Annotated in this window: 18 protein-coding genes and 1 pseudogene; 11 read left to right on the forward strand and 8 right to left on the reverse strand. The window is 64.5% G+C overall.

Features of this window, described 5'->3' with window-relative positions; translation table 11 throughout:
* Window positions 1-201: 201 nt before the first annotated feature.
* Complete coding sequence (locus JGU72_RS16750; RefSeq protein WP_199685072.1) at window positions 202-813, forward strand: hypothetical protein; 612 nt, start codon at window positions 202-204, stop codon at window positions 811-813.
* Between the two features lie 6 nt (window positions 814-819).
* Here JGU72_RS16750 and msrA read toward each other — a convergent pair whose 3' ends face one another.
* Window positions 820-1,473: a peptide-methionine (S)-S-oxide reductase MsrA gene (msrA, locus tag JGU72_RS16755; protein ID WP_199685073.1), complete on the reverse strand. Its 654-nt coding sequence runs from the start codon at window positions 1,471-1,473 to the stop codon at window positions 820-822.
* Window positions 1,370-2,605 (reverse strand): acyltransferase family protein, encoded by a 1,236-nt coding sequence (locus JGU72_RS16760; protein ID WP_199685074.1) that lies wholly within the window; start codon window positions 2,603-2,605, stop codon window positions 1,370-1,372. The genes msrA and JGU72_RS16760 overlap by 104 nt, the downstream gene beginning before the upstream one ends.
* A 202-nt stretch (window positions 2,606-2,807) precedes the next feature.
* Between JGU72_RS16760 and JGU72_RS16765 the strand changes: the two genes are divergently transcribed.
* The 3 genes from JGU72_RS16765 to JGU72_RS16775 all read left to right on the forward strand — a co-directional run bounded on the left by JGU72_RS16765 (window position 2,808) and on the right by JGU72_RS16775 (window position 5,057).
* Window positions 2,808-3,428, forward strand: coding sequence for a superoxide dismutase (locus tag JGU72_RS16765; protein ID WP_199685075.1), 621 nt, complete (start codon window positions 2,808-2,810; stop codon window positions 3,426-3,428).
* Between the two features lie 176 nt (window positions 3,429-3,604).
* Window positions 3,605-4,132, forward strand: coding sequence for a peptidase (locus JGU72_RS16770; RefSeq protein ID WP_199685076.1), 528 nt, complete (start codon window positions 3,605-3,607; stop codon window positions 4,130-4,132).
* A 235-nt stretch (window positions 4,133-4,367) separates the two neighbouring features.
* On the forward strand, window positions 4,368-5,057 hold the full coding sequence (locus JGU72_RS16775; RefSeq protein WP_199685077.1) for a TMEM165/GDT1 family protein: 690 nt from the start codon (window positions 4,368-4,370) through the stop codon (window positions 5,055-5,057).
* Here the strand turns inward: JGU72_RS16775 and JGU72_RS16780 are convergent.
* Window positions 5,037-6,728 carry a patatin-like phospholipase family protein gene (locus tag JGU72_RS16780; RefSeq protein ID WP_199685078.1) on the reverse strand — a complete coding sequence of 564 codons (1,692 nt, stop codon included), beginning with the start codon at window positions 6,726-6,728 and terminating at the stop codon, window positions 5,037-5,039. The genes JGU72_RS16775 and JGU72_RS16780 overlap by 21 nt on opposite strands.
* A 72-nt stretch (window positions 6,729-6,800) precedes the next feature.
* On the opposite strand from JGU72_RS16780, the gene JGU72_RS16785 reads away from it, so the two are divergent.
* Both JGU72_RS16785 and JGU72_RS16790 read left to right on the forward strand, forming a co-directional pair.
* Complete coding sequence (locus JGU72_RS16785) at window positions 6,801-7,703, forward strand: aminoglycoside phosphotransferase family protein (RefSeq protein ID WP_199685079.1); 903 nt, start codon at window positions 6,801-6,803, stop codon at window positions 7,701-7,703.
* A gap of 32 nt (window positions 7,704-7,735) precedes the next feature.
* Window positions 7,736-8,074 carry a TFIIB-type zinc ribbon-containing protein gene (locus tag JGU72_RS16790; protein ID WP_307828478.1) on the forward strand — a complete coding sequence of 113 codons (339 nt, stop codon included), beginning with the start codon at window positions 7,736-7,738 and terminating at the stop codon, window positions 8,072-8,074.
* Window positions 8,075-8,124: 50 nt separating this feature from the next.
* Here the strand turns inward: JGU72_RS16790 and JGU72_RS30735 are convergent, their stop codons facing one another.
* Both JGU72_RS30735 and JGU72_RS30740 read right to left on the reverse strand, forming a co-directional pair.
* Complete coding sequence (locus JGU72_RS30735) at window positions 8,125-8,691, reverse strand: TerD family protein (protein ID WP_307828500.1); 567 nt, start codon at window positions 8,689-8,691, stop codon at window positions 8,125-8,127.
* A 357-nt stretch (window positions 8,692-9,048) separates the two neighbouring features.
* Window positions 9,049-9,669 (reverse strand): annotated as a pseudogene (locus JGU72_RS30740) (sporulation protein); the annotation flags it as partial.
* Between the two features lie 57 nt (window positions 9,670-9,726).
* On the opposite strand from JGU72_RS30740, the gene JGU72_RS16800 reads away from it, so the two are divergent.
* The gene (locus JGU72_RS16800) at window positions 9,727-11,442 is read left to right on the forward strand and encodes a DUF7800 domain-containing protein (protein WP_233532502.1); all 1,716 of its coding nucleotides are present in this window, start codon (window positions 9,727-9,729) and stop codon (window positions 11,440-11,442) included.
* 69 nt (window positions 11,443-11,511) lie between these two features.
* Window positions 11,512-12,363, forward strand: a complete 852-nt coding sequence (locus tag JGU72_RS16805) for a peptidase associated/transthyretin-like domain-containing protein (protein ID WP_199685082.1) — start codon at window positions 11,512-11,514, stop codon at window positions 12,361-12,363.
* Here the strand turns inward: JGU72_RS16805 and JGU72_RS16810 are convergent.
* The 3 genes from JGU72_RS16810 to JGU72_RS16820 are packed head-to-tail and all read right to left on the reverse strand — an operon-like array spanning window position 12,360 to window position 15,663.
* Window positions 12,360-14,750, reverse strand: coding sequence for an ATP-binding cassette domain-containing protein (locus JGU72_RS16810; protein ID WP_199685083.1), 2,391 nt, complete (start codon window positions 14,748-14,750; stop codon window positions 12,360-12,362). The two genes, JGU72_RS16805 and JGU72_RS16810, sit on opposite strands and share 4 nt — an antisense overlap.
* A gap of 50 nt (window positions 14,751-14,800) precedes the next feature.
* Entirely contained in the window at window positions 14,801-15,211 is a 411-nt protein-coding gene (locus JGU72_RS16815; protein ID WP_199685084.1) for a VOC family protein, read from the reverse strand.
* Between the two features lie 5 nt (window positions 15,212-15,216).
* Window positions 15,217-15,663 carry a helix-turn-helix transcriptional regulator gene (locus JGU72_RS16820; RefSeq protein WP_199685085.1) on the reverse strand — a complete coding sequence of 149 codons (447 nt, stop codon included), beginning with the start codon at window positions 15,661-15,663 and terminating at the stop codon, window positions 15,217-15,219.
* 149 nt (window positions 15,664-15,812) lie between these two features.
* Between JGU72_RS16820 and JGU72_RS16825 the strand changes: the two genes are divergently transcribed.
* From JGU72_RS16825 to JGU72_RS16835, 3 genes are all read left to right on the forward strand, one after another.
* Complete coding sequence (locus JGU72_RS16825) at window positions 15,813-17,321, forward strand: adenylate/guanylate cyclase domain-containing protein (protein ID WP_199685086.1); 1,509 nt, start codon at window positions 15,813-15,815, stop codon at window positions 17,319-17,321.
* A gap of 115 nt (window positions 17,322-17,436) precedes the next feature.
* Window positions 17,437-18,204, forward strand: a complete 768-nt coding sequence (locus tag JGU72_RS16830) for an SDR family NAD(P)-dependent oxidoreductase (protein WP_199685087.1) — start codon at window positions 17,437-17,439, stop codon at window positions 18,202-18,204.
* 73 nt (window positions 18,205-18,277) lie between these two features.
* Window positions 18,278-18,895: a class I SAM-dependent methyltransferase gene (locus JGU72_RS16835; protein ID WP_199685088.1), complete on the forward strand. Its 618-nt coding sequence runs from the start codon at window positions 18,278-18,280 to the stop codon at window positions 18,893-18,895.
* Window positions 18,896-18,912 lie beyond the last annotated feature (17 nt).

Raw genomic sequence — 18,912 nt, forward strand, 5'->3', positions numbered from 1 at the left:
TGTGATGCGTATCACGGCATGGGGGTGTGTTATCCACAGTATCCACAGGCTGATCCACAGATCGGCCCTATCAACGGTCACAAATCCACAGGTGTCGGCCCTGCGAGCAAACGCCGGCCACCGTTCGCCGGGCCGGCCGGGTCGCCGAGCCAAATTCATCGACGCGAGGCCGGAACCACGGGTATCGGATAGCCTGACTTCGTGGACTTGAGCGCGGGGCAACTTCACGGCCTGAATACGGCACTTTCGGAAGCGACGTGCCGGGGCATCACGGTGGACGATCGCGGTGGGAAAGTGTCGCTGACCCTCGACGTGCTGGCACTGCCAGGCGAGGCCGAACAGCCCACGCCGAACCCGACCGTCGTACTCGCGCTTGCCGGCGTTGCAAGACTCGCGGCATCGCTGCGCAGTCAGCGCTGGGACCAGATCGCACCCACCGTCGAAAAGCTGGCTCTGGAGGATCTGAGCACCGCGGTAGAAAGCTTCGGCGGCTGTCACCTGCACGGCTGGGAGTTCCTCGACCTGCCGGAGAGCAGCTGGACCCAGTGGGGACACCTGCTCAGCCTCGATACCCGGTTGAGCAACGACGAAGCGCCGCACGTCCTCGAGTTCTCTCAGGAGGAAGGCACGTCGCCACGAGAACTCGACCTGCGGATCTGGTTCACCGCGATCGAGATCACGAGCCCCAGCGGCGACCCGATTGCGCTGGAAGAGTTCATCGCGGGTGGCCTGCGGTGGTGGACCGCGCACGACGCCGGAGATCCGCGCACGCAGGCCGACCACCTCGCCGACGACATCGCGCCGCCGCTCTAGCCCGCGTTAGTTGAGCACTACTCCAGTCGCATGGATGGGGCAGTAGCCGTTCGGGTTCTTCGCAAGGTACTGCTGGTGGTAGCCCTCGGCGTAGAAGAATTCGTGCAATGGCGCAATTTCGGTCGTGATCTTGCCGTAGCCGGCCGCGCCGAGTTTCTCAGCGAACGACGCCGCCGTGTCCGCGGCGACGAGCGCCTGCTCGTCGTCGGTCGTGAAGATCGCAGACCGGTACTGCGTCCCTTGATCGTTACCCTGCCGCATCCCCTGCGTCGGGTCGTGATTCTCCCAGAAGTGGCGCAGCACCTCGGCGTAGCTGATCACCGCGGGATCGAAAACGACGAGCACCGCCTCGGTGTGACCGGTCCGGCCCGAGCAGACTTCCTCGTAGCTCGGGTTCGGCGTGAAGCCGCCGACGTATCCGACCGCGGTCGTATACACGCCGTCGAGCTCCCAGAATTCCTTCTCCGCGCCCCAGAAACACCCCATCGCGACGACCGCCCGTGCCAGACCGTCCGGGAACGGTGGCTTGATCGGATGTCCGTTGACGTAATGGGTGTCAGGTAGCCGAATCGGGTCGGTTCGGCCCGACAGGGCCTGTTCGGGCGTGACCATCGTCGATTTCAGGCTGACCCGCCCCAGCAGTTCCTCGTACCACGACATGTTTCGATGTTACGCCGTCGATCATGCGCTCCTTGGTGAGGAACGTCCGTGAGATCCACCGCCCGCCAGGCAGTTCGACCCAGCGATACAGAATCTCCGACACCACGGCAGTGACGATCAGGAACGCCACGATTGCACCCGTTGTCCCGAGTTTTCCGACCGTGAGCTCGTAGGTCCGGTACAGGATCAGGGTGTGGACGAGGTAGATCGCGTAGCTGCGGGTGCCGATCCAGCGGACCACAGCAGACCGCGCGACCGGGCCGTTCCGCTTCGCTAGCACGGCGACGCAGACCGCAACGAGGATCATCGTCCGCACGTAGTGCTTGTCGAGACCGTAGGCGTGCATGTCCTGTGCCATCGTCAGGACTTCGAGCTGGGCCAATCCGGCGATGACCAACCACGGCCACGGCGCGAGCCGCGCCCAGTACAGGTAGAAGACTTGGCCGAGGAGAATGGCCGGCATCGTCGCAGCGATCTTCGACAGCATCGGCACGGTCGCGTCCGCGGGAACCAGTTGGTTGTAGAGCAGCATCCCTTCACACAGCAGCGCGCCGAGAATCGGCACTGCGACCGGCGTGCTGCGCAGCAGCGGACGAGCGGCGACACAGAAGAAGTAGAAGAGGACCTGGACAACCAGCGTCCACGTCACCTGCAGGACCGCGACTTCCGGCTTCACCCAGAAGCCGCCGAGGAAGAAGCTCGAAATGGCCTCGAAATTGCTGATGCCGTCCTGGCCGGTGAACATGTGGTTGACGCCGATGCGGACCAGGACGATCGCCACGAACACCGCCACCCAGAGTGAGGGCAGCAACCTTCCGATCCGGTTGATCAAAAAGCGCCTGCGGCTGTTGGTGATAGCCGATCTGGTGATCAGCAAACCGGTGATCATCATGAAGGTCGCGACACCGATGAAGGTGAGGTGACGATTGAGCCGGGCGCCTTCCACGAGCACTGCGTCGACCAGGCCGATCGGCACCCAGGACGCCTGCAGGGCATCTACCAGGTAATACGAAATGTGACAGTAGAGGACGGCGAGAACAGCGAATGTGCGCAGCGCATCTACGCCAGGAACGTCGACACGCGGCGCGTCGACCCCGGCGGAGCCTCTGAGTAATCGCTGGAGTACCCCCACGCCGTCTTATGTTAAGGCGCTGTTCACCGATACCGCGAATCGAAAGTTCACGAGGTTACACCTATCACACCTGTTGTCGGGCCTCCATGATCATCGTCAGGGGTGGGGGTGTACGAATGTAAACAGGTGGCTATACCTACGAAACGCTCCCATTGACGGCAACATCTATATGGGCAGGAAAGCCCAGGAGGAAGGGACATCCGTGTCTGAATACACCCTGCCGGATCTCGACTACGACTATGCCGCTCTCGAGCCGCACATCTCGGGCCAGATCAACGAAATCCATCACTCCAAGCACCACGCCGCGTACGTCGCCGGCGTGAACACGGCGCTCGAGAAGCTCGCCGCCGCGCGCGAAGCCGAAGACCACGGCGCCATCTTCCTGAACGAGAAGAACCTCGCCTTCCATCTCGGCGGCCACGTCAACCACTCGATCTGGTGGAAGAACCTCTCCCCCAACGGTGGCGACAAGCCCGAAGGCGACCTCGCGGCCGCAATCGACGACCAGTTCGGTTCGTTCGACAAGTTCCGCGCGCAGTTCACCGCGGCCGCGAACGGCCTGCAGGGTTCGGGCTGGGCGGTCTTGGGTTACGACACCCTCGGCAAGAAGCTGCTGACCTTCCAGCTGTACGACCAGCAGGCCAACGTCCCCCTCGGCATCATCCCGCTGCTGCAGGTCGACATGTGGGAGCACGCCTTCTACCTGCAGTACAAGAACGTCAAGGCGGACTACGTGAAGGCATTCTGGAACGTCGTCAACTGGGCCGATGTGCAGGATCGCTTCGCGAAGGCCACAACGCAGGCGAACGGCCTGATCTTCTGAGATAGCCGGCTTCGTGCCCTGTGCGCGGTCAGCGAGTCCCTGGACTCACTGACCGCGCACAGCCATTTCTGGCACTCGACCTCTCTTGTGTGCCAGCCCATCTTTGACGCATCCTCTGTATCAGCTGCATAAGTAGCAAGTCATGGGCAACGTGGCCCTCCGCAGAGGAGGCAACGATGAACGGAAACGACTACATCGGCATTGCGCCGTTCCATTCCGGGGGAACGCTGCACGGGTTCGTGATTTCCGGTCGGTGGCCGAACACGACCAAGGAATGGGCCCACCTGCTCGTACTGGCTGTTCGCGTCGCAACCGTGCCAGGGTTGCTGTCGACTTCCACGGTGTTCGGTGCGCGCGAAGAGCTGCCGGAGGACCCGGAACCGGGGACCGTCGGGCTGGTCGTGGCCGAGGGACCGGTCATCGGCGCGTCCGCTGTGGGCCCGGGCCGATTTGCTGGTTGTCTGCCGCCAGCGCTCCTGATGCTGCACCCGCCATCGGAGACGCGCCCCTCGCTACCTGAGTGCGTGGGCGCTGCGTCGGGTTGCCTATTGCTCCCAGGCCTGCCACACCTGGGACTGGAGCACCGGGCCGCATGGGTGGAGACCGAAGCGGACGGCACAGTCACGTCCATGATCAGCAGGGTCGGTGTCGACCCGATAAGAGACCCCGATACCGCAGTTTTGGCGATGCTCCTGGCGGCATGAGGGAACCCGAAGAATCGCGCTAGTTTCGCCAAACTTATTGCGCGCATTGCGATTTGGCTTACACCGACTTTGCGTGGCCGAGCCGCGCGGCGTATGGTTACCGGTAGCGAAGGGGAGTAGCCCACAATCGCGGAGTCGACATACTGGCCAGCGCACAGATGCGCGAGCCCGGCTCCCGGACCGGATCGTGCCGGTGGGCGAGACCTTCGGTCAGTCGACTTGACCGGAGGTTTCTGTGATATCCGCCCTGCTCCTGAGTTTCGGAGTCATTTTCGTTGCCGAGTTGGGCGACAAATCCCAGTTGATGGCGATGACGTTCGCGTTGCGCCACAAGTGGTGGATCGTCCTCGGCGGCATCACCGCAGCTACGACGCTCGTGCACATCGTGTCCGTCGGCGTCGGTCACTATGCCGGAGCTGCGCTTCCGGCCACTGCGATCGCCATCGTCGGCGGCATTGCGTTCATCGGTTTCGGGCTGTGGACACTGCGCGGCGACTCGCTGACCGAGGACGAGACCACACGCGCCGAGCAGAACAAAGCGCCGGCATTCTTTGCGGTCATGTCGGCGTTTCTGTTGGCGGAACTGGGCGACAAGACGATGCTCGCCACGGTCACCCTGGCTGCGGACAACGATTGGGTCGGCGTCTGGATCGGCTCGACGATCGGCATGGTCGCGGCCGACGCACTCGCGATCGTCGTGGGAGCGATCGCCGGCAAGCATTTGCCGGAGAACTTCATCCGCATCTCGGCGGCTGCGCTGTTCCTCGCGTTCGGTGCCTGGATGCTAGTGCACATTGCAGCACCGACTGCGCCGGCACTGCTCGTGATCGCGCCGATCGTTCTTGTCTCCGGCGCTGTCGCCGTTGGCCTGGGCAGGCTCGGTTCGAAGCCGAAGTCCGCCGATCTAACGCTTGACCCGGGGTAACCGTCGCGCCACTTGCTTCCACGCAGGCACGTACTCCGCCGCGGCTCGAGCAGCTTCGACGATCGCACTCATCGACTCGGGCACGAACGAACTCTTCGGCGGTACGACGACCGGACGCTGCGGCGGACCGTCGCCGTCCCACCACACCGGTTCCAGCAGGTGCTTCATGATCGGAAGCGACTCCTCGACGGATGCCCTCCCCCATTCGACGGCGCTGTCGACCGAAGCCGCCGAGGGTGCGAGGTTCGTCGCCGCGAGTGTCGGGCTGAAGCGGACGATCCGGTCGGCAAAGGGTGCGTTGGCAACCATCTGCACCGAAATTGCCTGCGTGATCGGCTGCAACCACAGATGCTTCGGATTCCATTGCGGGTGGAAGCAATCCCACGCGTAGTAACAGGCATTTCGGGTGCCGAGTTTGCCGTCGTGAATCCGCCGCCATGCGAGCTCGGCGGGCACATTGCTGACCGCTCCACCGTCGACGAGGGCGGCTACCTGGGTCTGGTCCATCAGTTCGTCGAGCAGCGGATGCATGCGCGGATCCGTGCTCTCGTGGTGCAGCACCCCCGGTATCGCCGACGAGAAGCTGGCCGCGTCCACCACGTTGAACTGCTCGGTCAGCGGGTCGCCACCGATGACCATGGGTTTCACGACCCGGGTGTCGATGAAGGCGCTGACCTGCCATAACCGCGTCGCAAGCGCGGTTCCGGTCCCGAGCCGAATGTTCGGCAACGCGCGCATACCCAAGCCGACCAGCTCGGAACGCCGGAATCGTCCGGGCAGCCGGTCGAACGACTGCTTGCGGACGCCGGCCACGACGGTTTCGTAGGGGATCGCCATATCCGTCATCCGCATCTGCTCGCCGTCTTCCCGCCGGAACATCTCTTCGGCGAAGACGTTGAACCGCAGTGAAAACACGCCCGTCAGGCCGTGTTTGCGGCGCAGCAGTTCGGGTCCGAGGATCCCCCGGTAGGTGACCGTTTTGACCCAGTCGATGTAGTCCTCGACCGGAATCGGATTGGTGCGGGCGATGACACTGCCGACGACGGAGCCGATCGACGAGGTGATGAAGTAGTCGGGAACCATCCCCTCTTCGACCAGCCGTTGGATGCCGCCGACGTAGACGAACCCTGCGCCGCCGCCACCGCCGAGGACGCAGACCAGCGACTTGTAGCAAACTTCGGCGTCGAGTTCGTCGAGCGAGAAATCGTTCGCATGGCGCTCCGCTATTTGCTGCCGCAACTCCTCGAGCGGTTCGACGAACTGCTCGAGAACGGCCTTCGCCGCGACCAGACGCTGCTTCAGGTCCTGCTCTTCCCGCAGCGGACCGTGCAATGCCGCGACCACCTGCACGCGGAAATCTTCGAGCTCCCCGGAGACGTCGACGTCGCCACGCCCTCGGGTACCACCCGGACCCGCGGCACCCGGCTCGAAAACGGTGAGCCGCGCGAAACTGATCAGGTAGCGCAGGCGCCTGAATTCCTGGCGCGTCAGGACGTCCGGATGCGCAAGATCCGCGCGGGTAAGGGCGGCCTCGAGATGCTGCAGCGCCAGAACCGGATTGCGCCGGGGCAGACTCGAATCTTCCGGCGCCTCCGCGATATCCGGCAGCGGACCGGTCGGTTCCGCGAGTTCGTTGTCGACGAGCAGCGAGCCGGTCCCACGTTTAGCCATTGCCACAGTCTTGTCGATACATCGAAAGTTCATCGCAGATGGCCCGAAAATTGGTCTGCGAGAATGTCGCAAATGAGCGATCGCACAGCTGCCCTGCTCGCGATCGCCCGCACTGCTGGAGCGGCCGCCACCGCCGACACCGAGCTGCTCGCGGACCGCCGCGATGTGACGGTACTGCGAGTCGGGGACCTCGTGGTCAAGTTGCACGCACCCGGCACCGACCCCCGCGAACTCGCCACACGGATCGCAATGGCCTCGGCTCCCGAGGTTGCGGAAATTCTGCTGACCCCCATGGCCGGGTTCCCCGTTCCGGTTGCCGACCGGTTGGCGACCGTGTGGCCGGTCGGCGATCCCGTGGATCCCACAGATCCCGACCGCGCGCCCTGGCTGCATGCCGCGCACCTGCTCGCCCAGTTGCACAACACTGTTGTGCACAGCGACCCGCTCCCCTACATCGGTGGACCCGCCCGCATCGCCGGTGCGATCGACAGGCTCTCGGCAATCCGCTCCGACGCGGCCGATGTCGTATTGCGCGCTCGCGCAGAGCTGCCGCCGTGGACGGTCGGCGACGGGGCTGCGCCGTCGACTCTGAAACATGGCCTCGCACACGGTGACTGGCATCTGGGGCAAATGGTTCGGATCGGCGAGCGGTGGCGGCTGATCGACATCGACGAGCTGGGCGCCGGACCCCAGGTGTGGGACCTGGCTCGGCCAGCGGCGTGGTTCGCGGTCGGGATGCTGGCACCACAGACCTGGGGCGAGTTCCTTGACGCCTACCGTGTGGCGGGCGGTAGCGCCCTTCCGACGGGAGTCGATCCGTGGCTACTACTCGACGGACCAGCTCGCGCCTGCACCGTCCAGGCCGCGGCGCGCGCAATCACCACCGCCGCACGGGAAGAACGCGAGCTCGACGAGGTCGAGCAGCTGTTGATCGAATGCTGCCGGGGCATAGCACGCGTGGGTAAGCTCCCCTGAGTACCGAAATGCGACGATGGTGGGAGACGCACGTGAGTCAGCAATTCAAGTGTCCGAAGTGCCCCGGTTACATGCGGACCTACACCCGTGCCGGAGTTCAGATCGAACAGTGCGACAACTGCCGCGGGATCTTCCTGGACTACGGCGAGCTCGAGCAGGTCAATCGCGCCGAGTCCCAGTGGTCGACGCCTGCCGCGCCCCCGCCGGCTCCGCCCGCGCCCGGTTATGCCCCGCCCGCGCAACCCGTCTACCCGGCACAGCCCGTGTATCCCGCGCAGCCCGCATGGGGCGCACCGGTGCACGGTGGCCATTACGGCAGCCACGGGCATTACAAGCAGAAGAGCTTCGCGAAGATGCTCTTCAGTTCCTAGCCCCTGCGCGCGGTTAGCGAGTCACTGGACTCCCTAACCGCGCACAGCAGCTATACCGTCAGCCCGAAGCTTCGAGCGATGCCCGCAAGTCCGTCGGCGAAGCCCTGACCGACAGCGCGGAACTTCCAGTCACCACCGTGCCGGTACAGCTCGCCGAAGATCATCGCTGTTTCGCTGTAGGCCTGCTGGGACAGGTCGTACCTCGCGATTTCGCGCCCGTCCGCTCGGTTCGCGACCCTGATGTACGCGTTGCGGACCTGCCCGAAGTTCTGGCCCTTCGGTCCCCCATCGTGGATCGATACTGCGAACGCAATCCGATCCGCTTCCGGCCCAAGCCGATTCAGATCGACCAAAATCTGCTCGTCATCCCCCGCGCCCGCGCCGGTCGAGTTGTCGCCCGCGTGCTGAACAGCACCGTCGGGGCTGCTCAGATTGTTGAAGAACACGAAGTGCTGATCGGACAGAATTCGTCCCGAGGCCGCGATGACCAGCGCCGACGCATCGATATCGATGCCCCCGCCGAAAGCGCTCACGTCCCAACCGAGTCCGACGGACACCGCCGTCAAGCCTTGGGCCTGCTGACTCAGGTTGACGTTTCCGCCCTTGGTGAGGTTGATGCCGCCGCCATGACCCGGCCGAGCCGCCTGCGCGGGTGGCGAATACGCGGGCGGCGCAGGCGGCGGGGTCCAGGCAGGAGCTGCAGGTGGCGGCTGGTAAGCGGGTGCCTGCGGCGGATAGGTCGGCTGCGGGTTGTACGCCGGCGGCGCCGGCGGGTAATGCTGCGCAGGTGGCGCGCTGAGCAACGGCGACGCGTGCCGATCCACTCCACCACCGAAAAGACCACCACCGCCGAGGATTCGCGACAGGTGGTCGTTGAGGACGGTCGGCCAATCCTGGTGATCGGCAGTCGCGAAGTCGACGGTGAAACGGTTCGTCTTGTCGCTGCTCCCGCCGAACACCGACCGCCGGTCTATCTCGAGAACGACGTCCATGCTGCCTGCCCGAGTCACGAACTTGACCTCGAGCTCCTGCATCTTGCTGCGGAAATGGTCGGCCGGGTAGAACTCGACCTCCTGGTAGAACGGCAGCGGCGAGCCACTCAGGCGGCCGCGCTCGAGGTCGGATCCCTTGAGCCTGAACCCGATTTGCGCGAAGCCCGCGACTACCCGCTCCTGCGCGGGCAGAGCGAGGATCTGGATCGGGTCGACGTCGCCCTTGTCGATCGAACGCGCGATATCCAGTTCGGTCCGCACCCCGAGCCGGACGCCGTGCAGGCTCGTCCCAGCGACCTCGTTGAAGGGCGCCTCCCACGGAATGTCGATTGCGAACGGGACCGGGAATCTCGCTCCAGCTTGCAACCGGAACGGCCCACTCACTCGACGCTTGTTGAACACGACCGTCGAATTGTATTCGGAGTCTTCGGTTTCCACTTCGACGCGTGCGGTGAGCGCCAGTTCGATGAAGTTGACTTCGACGTCTTTGGTGCCGCCCGCGACGTTGACCGTCCCCTGCAGGTTTCCACCGGGGTACACCCGGGGACTGCTCAGCACAGTGTCGACTTTCGCCCCGCCACCCATAAGTCCTCTGAATGCCATAAGCAACCCTACCGAGACACACTGGGCAAATCGACGTAGTCCGCTAACCTGCGAGGTATGACAACCGCGTCGTTGGTCGTCGGCCCGTTGCTGCGTTATGTCGACACGACGCGCGCAACCGTCTGGGTCGAAACCGACCGTCCATGCACCGTCCGAATTCTTGGTCAAGACGCTCCGACGTGGACGGTGCACGGTCACCATTACGCGCTCGTGGTGATCGAGGGACTGCAGCCGGGCAGCGTGATTCCGTACACGGTCGCGCTCGACGACACCCAGGTCTGGCCCGAGCCGGCCACCACTTTCCCCCCGAGCGTGATGCGCACGTTCCGCGACGACGACGAATTCCGGCTGGCATTCGGATCATGCAGACGCTCAGCACCTTTCGACGAGGCCGGGTTGAAGCAGTTCGGCGCCGACGCGCTGGTAGGGCTGGCGAACAAGATGCGCGACGCGCCCATCGAGGAATGGCCGGATGCGATTTTCCTCGGCGGCGACCAGGTATACGCCGATACGCCGTCGGAGGCGTTGCTCGAACGGATCCGGACGGCGCACGAAGGCAAACCGGAGGACTGGGACGAGGTCCGCGACGAGATCGGCAACTTCGAGGAGTACACCTGGCTGTACTCCGAGAGCTGGACGCCCGAGCCGATTCGCTGGCTCCTTTCGACCGTGCCGACCTGCATGCTCCTCGACGACCACGACCTACGCGACGACTGGAACACCTCGCAGACGTGGCGTGACTGGGTCACGAAGCAGGCGTGGTGGCCGGACAGGGTGCGGGGCGCTTTCGCGTCGTATTGGATCTACCAGCATTTGGGCAATCTGTCCCCGTCCGAACTCGAACTCGACACCACCTGGGCGATGGTGCGGATGGACATCTCTGACGCCGAACGGTCGGAACGCCTCGACGCGTTCGCCTGGCGATCTGATGCGGAACCCGACAGCGCGCGCTGGAGTTACTACCGCGACTTCGGAAGCGAAAAGCTCGGTATCCGGATGCTTGCCATCGACTCTCGCTGTTCGCGTCGTCTGGATCCCGACGACCGGGGCATCGTCGATCACGTCGAACGGGAGTGGTTGCAGGAAAAGGCAACTCATCCGGCGGAAGGGCAGAACTTCGACCACCTCATCGTCGCCTCACCGCTGCCGTTTCTGGTCGCCAAGGGAATTCACCACATGGAAGGGTGGAACGAAGCTGTCGCGGGCGGCGCCTGGGGCCCCAACCGCGGCAAACGTTTCGGCGAGTGGGTCCGCCAGGAGGTCGATCTCGAACACTGGCCGGCCTTCCGCAAATCCTTCGGCATCGTCGTCGACCTCCTACGCACGATTGCGAAGTTCGAACACACGCCTGCAAGCGTTCTTGTCCTGTCGGGCGACGTGCATTGTTCCTACACAGCGCGAGCTACGTTGCCGGGGATAGACCCCGCGGTTCCGGCCCTGCACCAGCTCACGATGTCGCCGTTCCGCAACCCGCTCGAGCCGCAGATCCGGTTTGCCAATCGCGCGCTCAAGGCCCGGGGCGTTCGGGGGTTCATGCACTTGCTTGCCCGGTCCGCACGCGTCGAGGATGTCGACATCGACTGGGACATCGACAACGGACCGTGGTTCGAGAACGGCGTGATGACGGTAGTGATCCGCGGCCGCGACGCGCAGGTCGAGGTCGACCACGCATGCGTCGACAACGGCGTACAGGGCCTGCGCCGCACCGCGACGATCCAGCTGACGGGTCCACCGCCGCCCCGCAGAAAACTCTTTCGCCGGCGCCGAACCTGACCGAGGTTCACAGCAACCACACAGCTCGTACCCGGCACCCGCCCAGCTGAGTCCCAGACGATGGATACCGTGAACAAGGACATCGAATTCAGCAGGCTCCGCATCAGTCGCCGCCGGGCGCTGGCCGTCGGCGGAACGGTCGGGTTGGGCGGTGTGTTGGCAGCGTGCTCAGGCAATTCCACGAGTAGCACCTCGACGGCGGTCTCTGCCGGAACAACATCGGGATCGACCGTCGCAAGTGACGCGGTTTCCCTCCTCGACGCCGCTCCGCAGTGCGTCCTGAGTAAGGAGGAAACTCAGGGTCCGTACTGGTTCGACGTCGACTCGATCCGCAGCGACATCCGCGAGGACCGGCCGGGCCTGCAGTTCGATCTCGCGCTGCGTGTGCAGGACGTCGGCGATTGCACGAGCGGCGGCATCGCGAATGCGGTGGTCGAGATCTGGCATTGCGACGCGGGCGGGTCCTACTCCGGCTTCGAATCGGGGTCGTCGGGCAACGGTGGCCCACCTGGAAGACCAGGTTCGGCCGGTAGCGGCGAGACCTCCGACGGCACCTACAGCGTCGGAGACCAGGAGGCCACCACGACCGACGACGGCACCTACCTGCGCGGCGCCCAGACGACGGACGCCGCCGGCATCGTCGCGTTCACGACCATTTTCCCCGGCTGGTACATGGGCAGGGCCGTGCACATCCACCTCAAAGTGCACATCGACAAGAAGACCGTCCTCACCAGTCAACTCTTCTTCGACCCCACGACTGTCGGCGAGATCTATGCGAACTCCCCCTACAGCGACCACGCGGGTTGGGCATCGAACGTCCAGAACTCGAACGACAACATCTACGACCCGACAGGACTGGTCACCCTCGCGAAGGGACCCAACGGCTACCTCGGCGCCATCAACCTCGGCGTCGACGTTTAGCCGACGTACTCCGCCAAGTGCTTGCCGGTGAGGGTCTTGCGGTCCTGGACGAGGGCCGCGGGTGTGCCTTCGAAGACGACCTTGCCGCCGTCATGGCCGGCGCCCGGTCCGAGGTCGATGATCCAGTCGGCGTGCGCCATCACGGCTTGGTGGTGCTCGATGACGATGACGGACTTGCCGGAGTCGACGAGGCGGTCGAGCAGACCGAGCAACTGTTCGACGTCGGCAAGGTGCAAGCCGGTCGTCGGCTCGTCGAGGATGTAGATGTCGCCCTTGTCGCCCATCTGGGTCGCCAGCTTCAGGCGCTGCCGCTCGCCGCCGGACAGTGTGGTCAGCGGCTGACCGAGCGAGAGGTAGCCGAGCCCGACGTCGACGAGCCGGTCGAGGATCTTGTGCGCGGCAGGCGTTTTCGCTTCGCCCTGTTCGAAAAAGTCCTCGGCCTCGGTCGCTGACATCGCGAGGACCTCGGCGATGTTCTTACCGCCGAGGGTGTATTCGAGGACCGCGGCCTGAAACCGTCGGCCCTCGCATTCCTCGCAGGTCGATTCGACCGTCGCCATCACGCCGAGCTCCGTGTAGATGACTCCCGCGCCGTTGCATGTCGGGCAGGCGCCCTCGGAGTTGGAACTGAACAGCGCTGGCTTGACGCCGTTGACCTTCGCGAACGCCTTGCGGATCGGTTCGAGCAGGCCGGTGTAGGTTGCCGGGTTGCTGCGGCGTGAGCCACGAATGCCGGACTGGTCGATCACGACCACGCCGTCGCGGCCGGCCACCGACCCGTGGATCAGCGAACTCTTGCCGGACCCGGCGACACCGGTGATCACGCAGAGCACACCGAGCGGGATGTCGACGTTCACCTTCCGCAGGTTGTGGGTCGATGCACCGCGAACTTCGAGTGCGCCCGCGGACTTTCGCACCGAGTCCTTGACGGTTGCCCGGTCGTCGAGATGCCGACCGGTGATGGTGTCACTTGCCCGCAGCCCCTCGACAGTGCCCTCGAAACAGACGGTGCCGCCGGCAGTGCCCGCGCCGGGACCGAGGTCGACGATGTGGTCGGCGATCGCGATTGCCTCGGGCTTGTGCTCGACGACGAGCACGGTGTTGCCCTTGTCCCGCAGTTGCAGCAGTAGCTCGTTCATCCGCGCGATGTCGTGTGGATGAAGCCCGATGGTCGGCTCGTCGAAGACGTAGGTGACATCCGTGAGCGCCGACCCGAGGTGACGAATCATCTTGGTGCGCTGTGCCTCTCCACCCGACAGCGTGCCCGCGGGCCGGTCGAGCGAGAGGTAGCCCAACCCGATCTCGGCGAAGGAGTCGAGCAGGTGCTGCAGCCCGGCGAGCAGCGGCGCTACCGACGGCTCGTCGAGATTCCTGATCCAGTCCGCGAGGTCCGTGATCTGCATCGCGCAGAGGTCGGCGATGTTCTTGCCCTTGATCTTCGACGCCAGCGCCTCTTTCGCGAGTCTGGTTCCCTCGCACTCGGGACAGCGCTGGAAGGTGATAGCCCGCTCGACGAACGCACGAATGTGCGGCTGCATCGCCTCGACGTCCTTGGAGAGCATCGACTTCTGGATCTTCGGGATCACGCCCTCGTACGTGAGGTTGATTCCTTCGACCTTGATCTTGGTCGGTTCCTTGTACAGGAGATTGTCCAGTTCCTTCTTGGTAAACTTCTTGATCGGCTTGTCCATATCGAAGCCGAAGCCGGCGAAGATGCGGCCGTACCAGCCCTCCATGCTGTAGCCGGGGACCGTGAGCGCACCCTCGTTGAGGGTCTTCTCCTCGTCGTACAGCGCCGTCAGGTCGAAATCGCTGACCGAGCCCATGCCCTCGCATCGCGGGCACATGCCGCCGAGGTAGACCACGTTCTGGACGACGGCCTTCTCGACCCGGCCGGCGGCCTTCTCGGTGCTCATCACCCCGCTCGCCTTGCGCGTCGGGACGTTGAACGAGAACGCCGTCGGCGGACCGACGTGTGGCTTGCCGAGTCGGCTGTAGAGGATCCGCAGCATCGCATTGGCGTCTGTTGCGGTACCGACCGTGGACCGGGGGTTGGCGCCCATCCGCTCCTGATCGACGATGATGGCGGTCGTCAGCCCGTCCATATAGTCGACTTCGGGCCGCGCCAGGTTCGGCATGAAGCCCTGGACGAACGCGCTGTAGGTCTCGTTGATCATTCGCTGCGACTCCGCGGCGATCGTGCTGAAGACCAGCGAGCTCTTGCCCGAGCCGGAGACACCGGTGAACACCGTCAGGCGCCGCTTGGGCAGCTCGACGCTGACGTCCTTGAGGTTGTTCTCGCGCGCACCCTGCACCCGGATCAGATCGTGGCTGTCTGCCCGGTGTCCCTGCGCGGTACGTGCGTTCTTCCCCGTGGCCCTGCTCATCGTGTGTCTCCCCTTCACTCGGCTTGCACAGTTGTTCGGTTGCGGGACCCTCAGGGCACTTCCTGAAGGCGGACCATGTTGCCCGCCGGATCTCGGAATGCGCAGTCGCGCACGCCGTATGGCTGGTCTGTCGGTTCTTGGACGACTTCGGCGTCGCTTGCCTGCAATCGCTCGAACTCCCCGTCGACGTTCTTTGTGGCCAGGAGGATGCTGCCGAATGTCCCCTTGGCCATCATCTCGTCGATGGTCTTCCGCTCATCGTCGGTGAGTCCGGGGGAAGCAGCCGGCGGGTACAGCACGATCGAGATGCTGGGCTGGTCGGCAGGGCCGACCGTGATCCAGCGCATGCCGTTGTAGCCGACATCGTTGCGGACCTCGAAGCCGAGAGTGTCGCGGTAGAAGGCGAGTGCGGCTTCAGGGTCGTTCTGCGGAAGGAAGCTTGCTTGAATTGTGATGGTCATGGAGCTCACGCTAATTGCGACTCGGTCGGCTGCGCTTCTCGATTCCTGACCGGTCTGGTGACTTGTTTCGCCACACATGCGGGCATCCCTGCCGTCGACTCCGCTGACTCCTGGCGGTAGACGCTCGGCGGTACGCCGACCAACTCGGTGAAGCGGGTACTGAAGGTGCCGAGTGACGAACAGCCGACCTCGAAGCAGACCTCGGTCACGCTGAGATCGCCGCGCCGCAGCAGCGCCATGGCGCGTTCGATGCGCCGCGTCATCAGATACGCGTAGGGCGGCTCACCGTAGGCAGCACGGAACTGTCTACTGAGGTGCCCGGCCGACATGTGGACGTCCCGAGCGAGCGCCTCGACGTCGAGCGGCTGTGCGTACTCCCTGTCGATGCGGTCACGGACCCGGCGCAACCGTGCGAGGTCGGCCAGGCGCTGGTCGGCGGGGCTACTGGTCACTTTCGCGATCGTGCCACGTCACAACGAAGTTGCCTAGGCGGGAGCCGTTCGTGTCCACCACGACACGGGAATCCGGCAGTATGGCTACGAAAGTCACATTCGCTCGACCGACTCGACTCTCGGTGCCTATCCAAGTGCTAGACAGAGCTATGACCTCGCCCGCCGACTGGAAACGCACAGCAATTCTGCTGCGCGTCCGCTACTCGGCAGGCTTGATCACCGCCTACACGATCGGCGGCGTCGAGGTCATCGTCATCATTGCGTTGCTCGGCCGGAGCAACAACCGCGATGCGCCGAGCCTGCTCACCGTCGAGAACATTTCCGCAGGCTTCATCATGCTGGGCGTCGCGCTGTGTATCGCAGCTGTATCGACGACGAAGTTCGTCAAGCCCGCGTTCGATTGGTATGCACGCCAGGACGTACCGACGCCCGACCAGCAACAGTCGGCACTCGACATAACCAGACGCCAGACCCTGGTGCACGTCGGCTTGTGGACGGTCGGCGGCTGCGTTCTCGTACTTCTGAATATCACCGAGAACAAGAAGACCCTCCTGCTGATCGCGCTCGCCGTCGGGTTCGGCGGTGCGGCGATGGCGTGTATCGGCTATCTCGTCAGCGAGGCCACGCTCCGGCCGATCATTGCGGCGGCGATGGCCGCCGAGCCGGTCGAGCGCCCAGCGCCCGGCGTCATGCAGCGACTCGTTTTCACCTGGATGCTCTGTACCGCGATTCCGACCGCCGCCATCTGCGGCATCGTCGTCGACCAGTACACGAGGCTCGTCATCCCGGAGGACACGAATGTGCAGGCACCGGTTCTATTGCTCGCGATGACCTCGCTCGGCACCGGTCTGCTCGGCACGATTCTGGTGTCGAAGTCGGTGTCCGACCCGGTTCAGGACGTCGGCAGGGCCATGGGAGAGGTCGAACGCGGAAACACCGATGTGCGAGTCGAGGTGCACGATTCATCGGAAATCGGGCGCCTGCAGATGGGTTTCAATCGCATGGTCGCCGGTGTCGCGGAACGCGAGCGCCTGCAAGATCTCTTCGGCCGGCACGTCGGGCATGACGTCGCCAGCCGGGCGATGGAGCAAGACGGTGAACTGGGCGGCGACGTCCGCTATGTCGCGGTTCTGTTCATCGACCTCGTCGGGTCGACAAACCTCGCCGCGACCCGACCGCCGACCGAGGTGGCAACCGTTCTCAACGACTTCTTCCGGATCGTCGTCACCGCCGTCGACGACCACGGCGGGCTGATCAACAAGTTCACCGGTGACGCTGCACTTGCGATCTTCGGCGCACCCGAGGCGGTGACCGACCCCGCGGCCGCCGCGCTGGCGACGGCACGCACACTTCGTTCGTCCCTCAGTTCGCTGGATCTGGTCGACTTCGGGATCGGTGTCTCGTACGGACCGGTTTTCGCAGGCAACATCGGTGCCGAGCAGCGGTACGAATACACGGTCATCGGCGATCCCGTGAACGAGGCCGCGCGCCTGACCGAACTGGCGAAGTCACGCAGAAGCCGGATTCTTGTCGCCGCACAGGTGGTTTCGGCCGCAAATCCGGCCGAGGCCGCGCACTGGAAGTCTCGTGGCCGGACCACATTGCGCGGCCGCAGCCGCAGAACCGTCTATGCCGAACCACTGGATGTCGTGCGCTAGGCGCCTGCCATACCGCCGAGTAACAAGAACCGGCCGACCAGGCCTTCTCTTCACGACGTTATGGTGCTAGCGACCAACGGCGACCACACGGGTCGCCAGAAGAGAGGTTGCAAACGTGGAAATCTCTGGAAGCGCTGCACTTGTCACCGGAGGCGCCTCGGGCCTCGGCGCTGCAACTGCGAAGCGTCTCGCCGATGCCGGTGCGACGGTGTTCGGCCTCGACCTTCCGCAGTCGATCGAGCGCGCGGGCGACAGCGTGCCCGACGGTGTGACCCTGCTGCCGACCGATGTCACAAACGGCGAAGAAGTCACCGCGGCAATCGCGAAGATCGTCGAATCGGGTGTGCCGCTGCGCATCGTCGTCAACTGTGCGGGCGTGGGCTGGGCCGGGCGCATTCTGTCGAAGAACGGACCGCACGACCTCGAGCTGTTCCGGACCGTCATCACGGTCAACCTGCTCGGCACGTTCAACGTCATGCGCCTCGCCGCCGATGCGATCTCGAAGACCGACACCGTCGACGACTCCGGCCAGCGCGGCGTCATCATCAACACCGCATCCGTCGCCGCGTTCGAAGGCCAGATCGGCCAGATTGCATACTCCGCGTCCAAGGGCGGCGTGCACGGTATGACAATTCCTGCCGCGCGTGACCTCGCGCAGTTCGGTATCCGCGTCAACACCATTGCGCCGGGAATCGTCGACACCCCGATGCTCGCCGGTGTCACCCCCGAGTACCGCAAGGGCCTCGAGGCCGGCGTGCCGTTCCCGTCGCGCCTTGCCCAGCCGGCCGAGTACGCGCAGCTCGCCCAGATGATCGTCGAGCACGACTACCTCAACGGCGAGACCATCCGCATGGACGGCGCGCTGCGTATGGCGCCGAGGTAAGAAGGCGCTTCGCGCCCCGTGCGCGGTCAGCGAGTCCATAGACTCTCCAACCGCGCACGGGTAGCTTGCTGACATGGGGTTATACGGTGACCAGGTTCTTCCCCGCATCATCAACGTGGTCTGCGGGATGAAGATCTCCGACCCGCTGCGGCAAAGAACCTGTGCTGGCTTGCACGGCCAGGTCGTCGAGATCGGTTTCGGTTCCGGCCTGAACGTCCCGTTCTATCCGCCGGTCGTCGAGAAGGTCAGCGCTGTCGAGCCTGCCGACCTCGGGTGGAAGCTAGCGGCAAAGCGCGTAGGCGCATCGCCCATTCCTGTCGAACGGTCCGGCCTCGACGGGCAGAAGCTGCCTTTCGACGACGACACCTTCGATTCCGCAATCTCCACCTGGACGCTGTGCACGATCCCCGACGTCGAGGCGGCGCTCCACGAAGTGCGGCGAGTGTTGAAGCCCGGGGGAACATTTCATTTCGTCGAGCACGGTCTGGCCCCGGACGCCGGAGTCGCCAAGTGGCAGAACCGGCTCAATCCGGTGCAGAACGTCCTCTTCGGTGGTTGCAACCTCAATCGCCAAATAACCACACTGGTCTCGAACGCGGGCTTCGATATTCGCGACCTCGACGTCTTCTACGAAGACGGCGCGCCCAAGTTCCTCGCAGCGGATTCCTTGGGCGTCGCCGTATCTCCGTAACAGCCGTTTCTCCGTAA

Source organism: Antrihabitans auranticaus, from assembly GCF_016481275.1.
GTDB lineage: Bacteria > Actinomycetota > Actinomycetes > Mycobacteriales > Mycobacteriaceae > Antrihabitans.

Bases quoted from the DNA above. Each gene is read 5' to 3' on its own strand.
- JGU72_RS16780 (WP_199685078.1), bottom strand. From the start codon at position 6,728: ATGGCTAAACGTGGGACCGGCTCGCTGCTCGTCGACAACGAACTCGCG.
- JGU72_RS16785 (WP_199685079.1), top strand. From the start codon at position 6,801: ATGAGCGATCGCACAGCTGCCCTGCTCGCGATCGCCCGCACTGCTGGA.
- JGU72_RS16810 (WP_199685083.1), bottom strand. From the start codon at position 14,750: ATGAGCAGGGCCACGGGGAAGAACGCACGTACCGCGCAGGGACACCGG.
- JGU72_RS16800 (WP_233532502.1), top strand. From the start codon at position 9,727: ATGACAACCGCGTCGTTGGTCGTCGGCCCGTTGCTGCGTTATGTCGAC.
- JGU72_RS16770 (WP_199685076.1), top strand. From the start codon at position 3,605: ATGAACGGAAACGACTACATCGGCATTGCGCCGTTCCATTCCGGGGGA.
- JGU72_RS16815 (WP_199685084.1), bottom strand. From the start codon at position 15,211: ATGACCATCACAATTCAAGCAAGCTTCCTTCCGCAGAACGACCCTGAA.
- msrA (WP_199685073.1), bottom strand. From the start codon at position 1,473: ATGTCGTGGTACGAGGAACTGCTGGGGCGGGTCAGCCTGAAATCGACG.
- JGU72_RS16835 (WP_199685088.1), top strand. From the start codon at position 18,278: ATGGGGTTATACGGTGACCAGGTTCTTCCCCGCATCATCAACGTGGTC.
- JGU72_RS16825 (WP_199685086.1), top strand. From the start codon at position 15,813: ATGACCTCGCCCGCCGACTGGAAACGCACAGCAATTCTGCTGCGCGTC.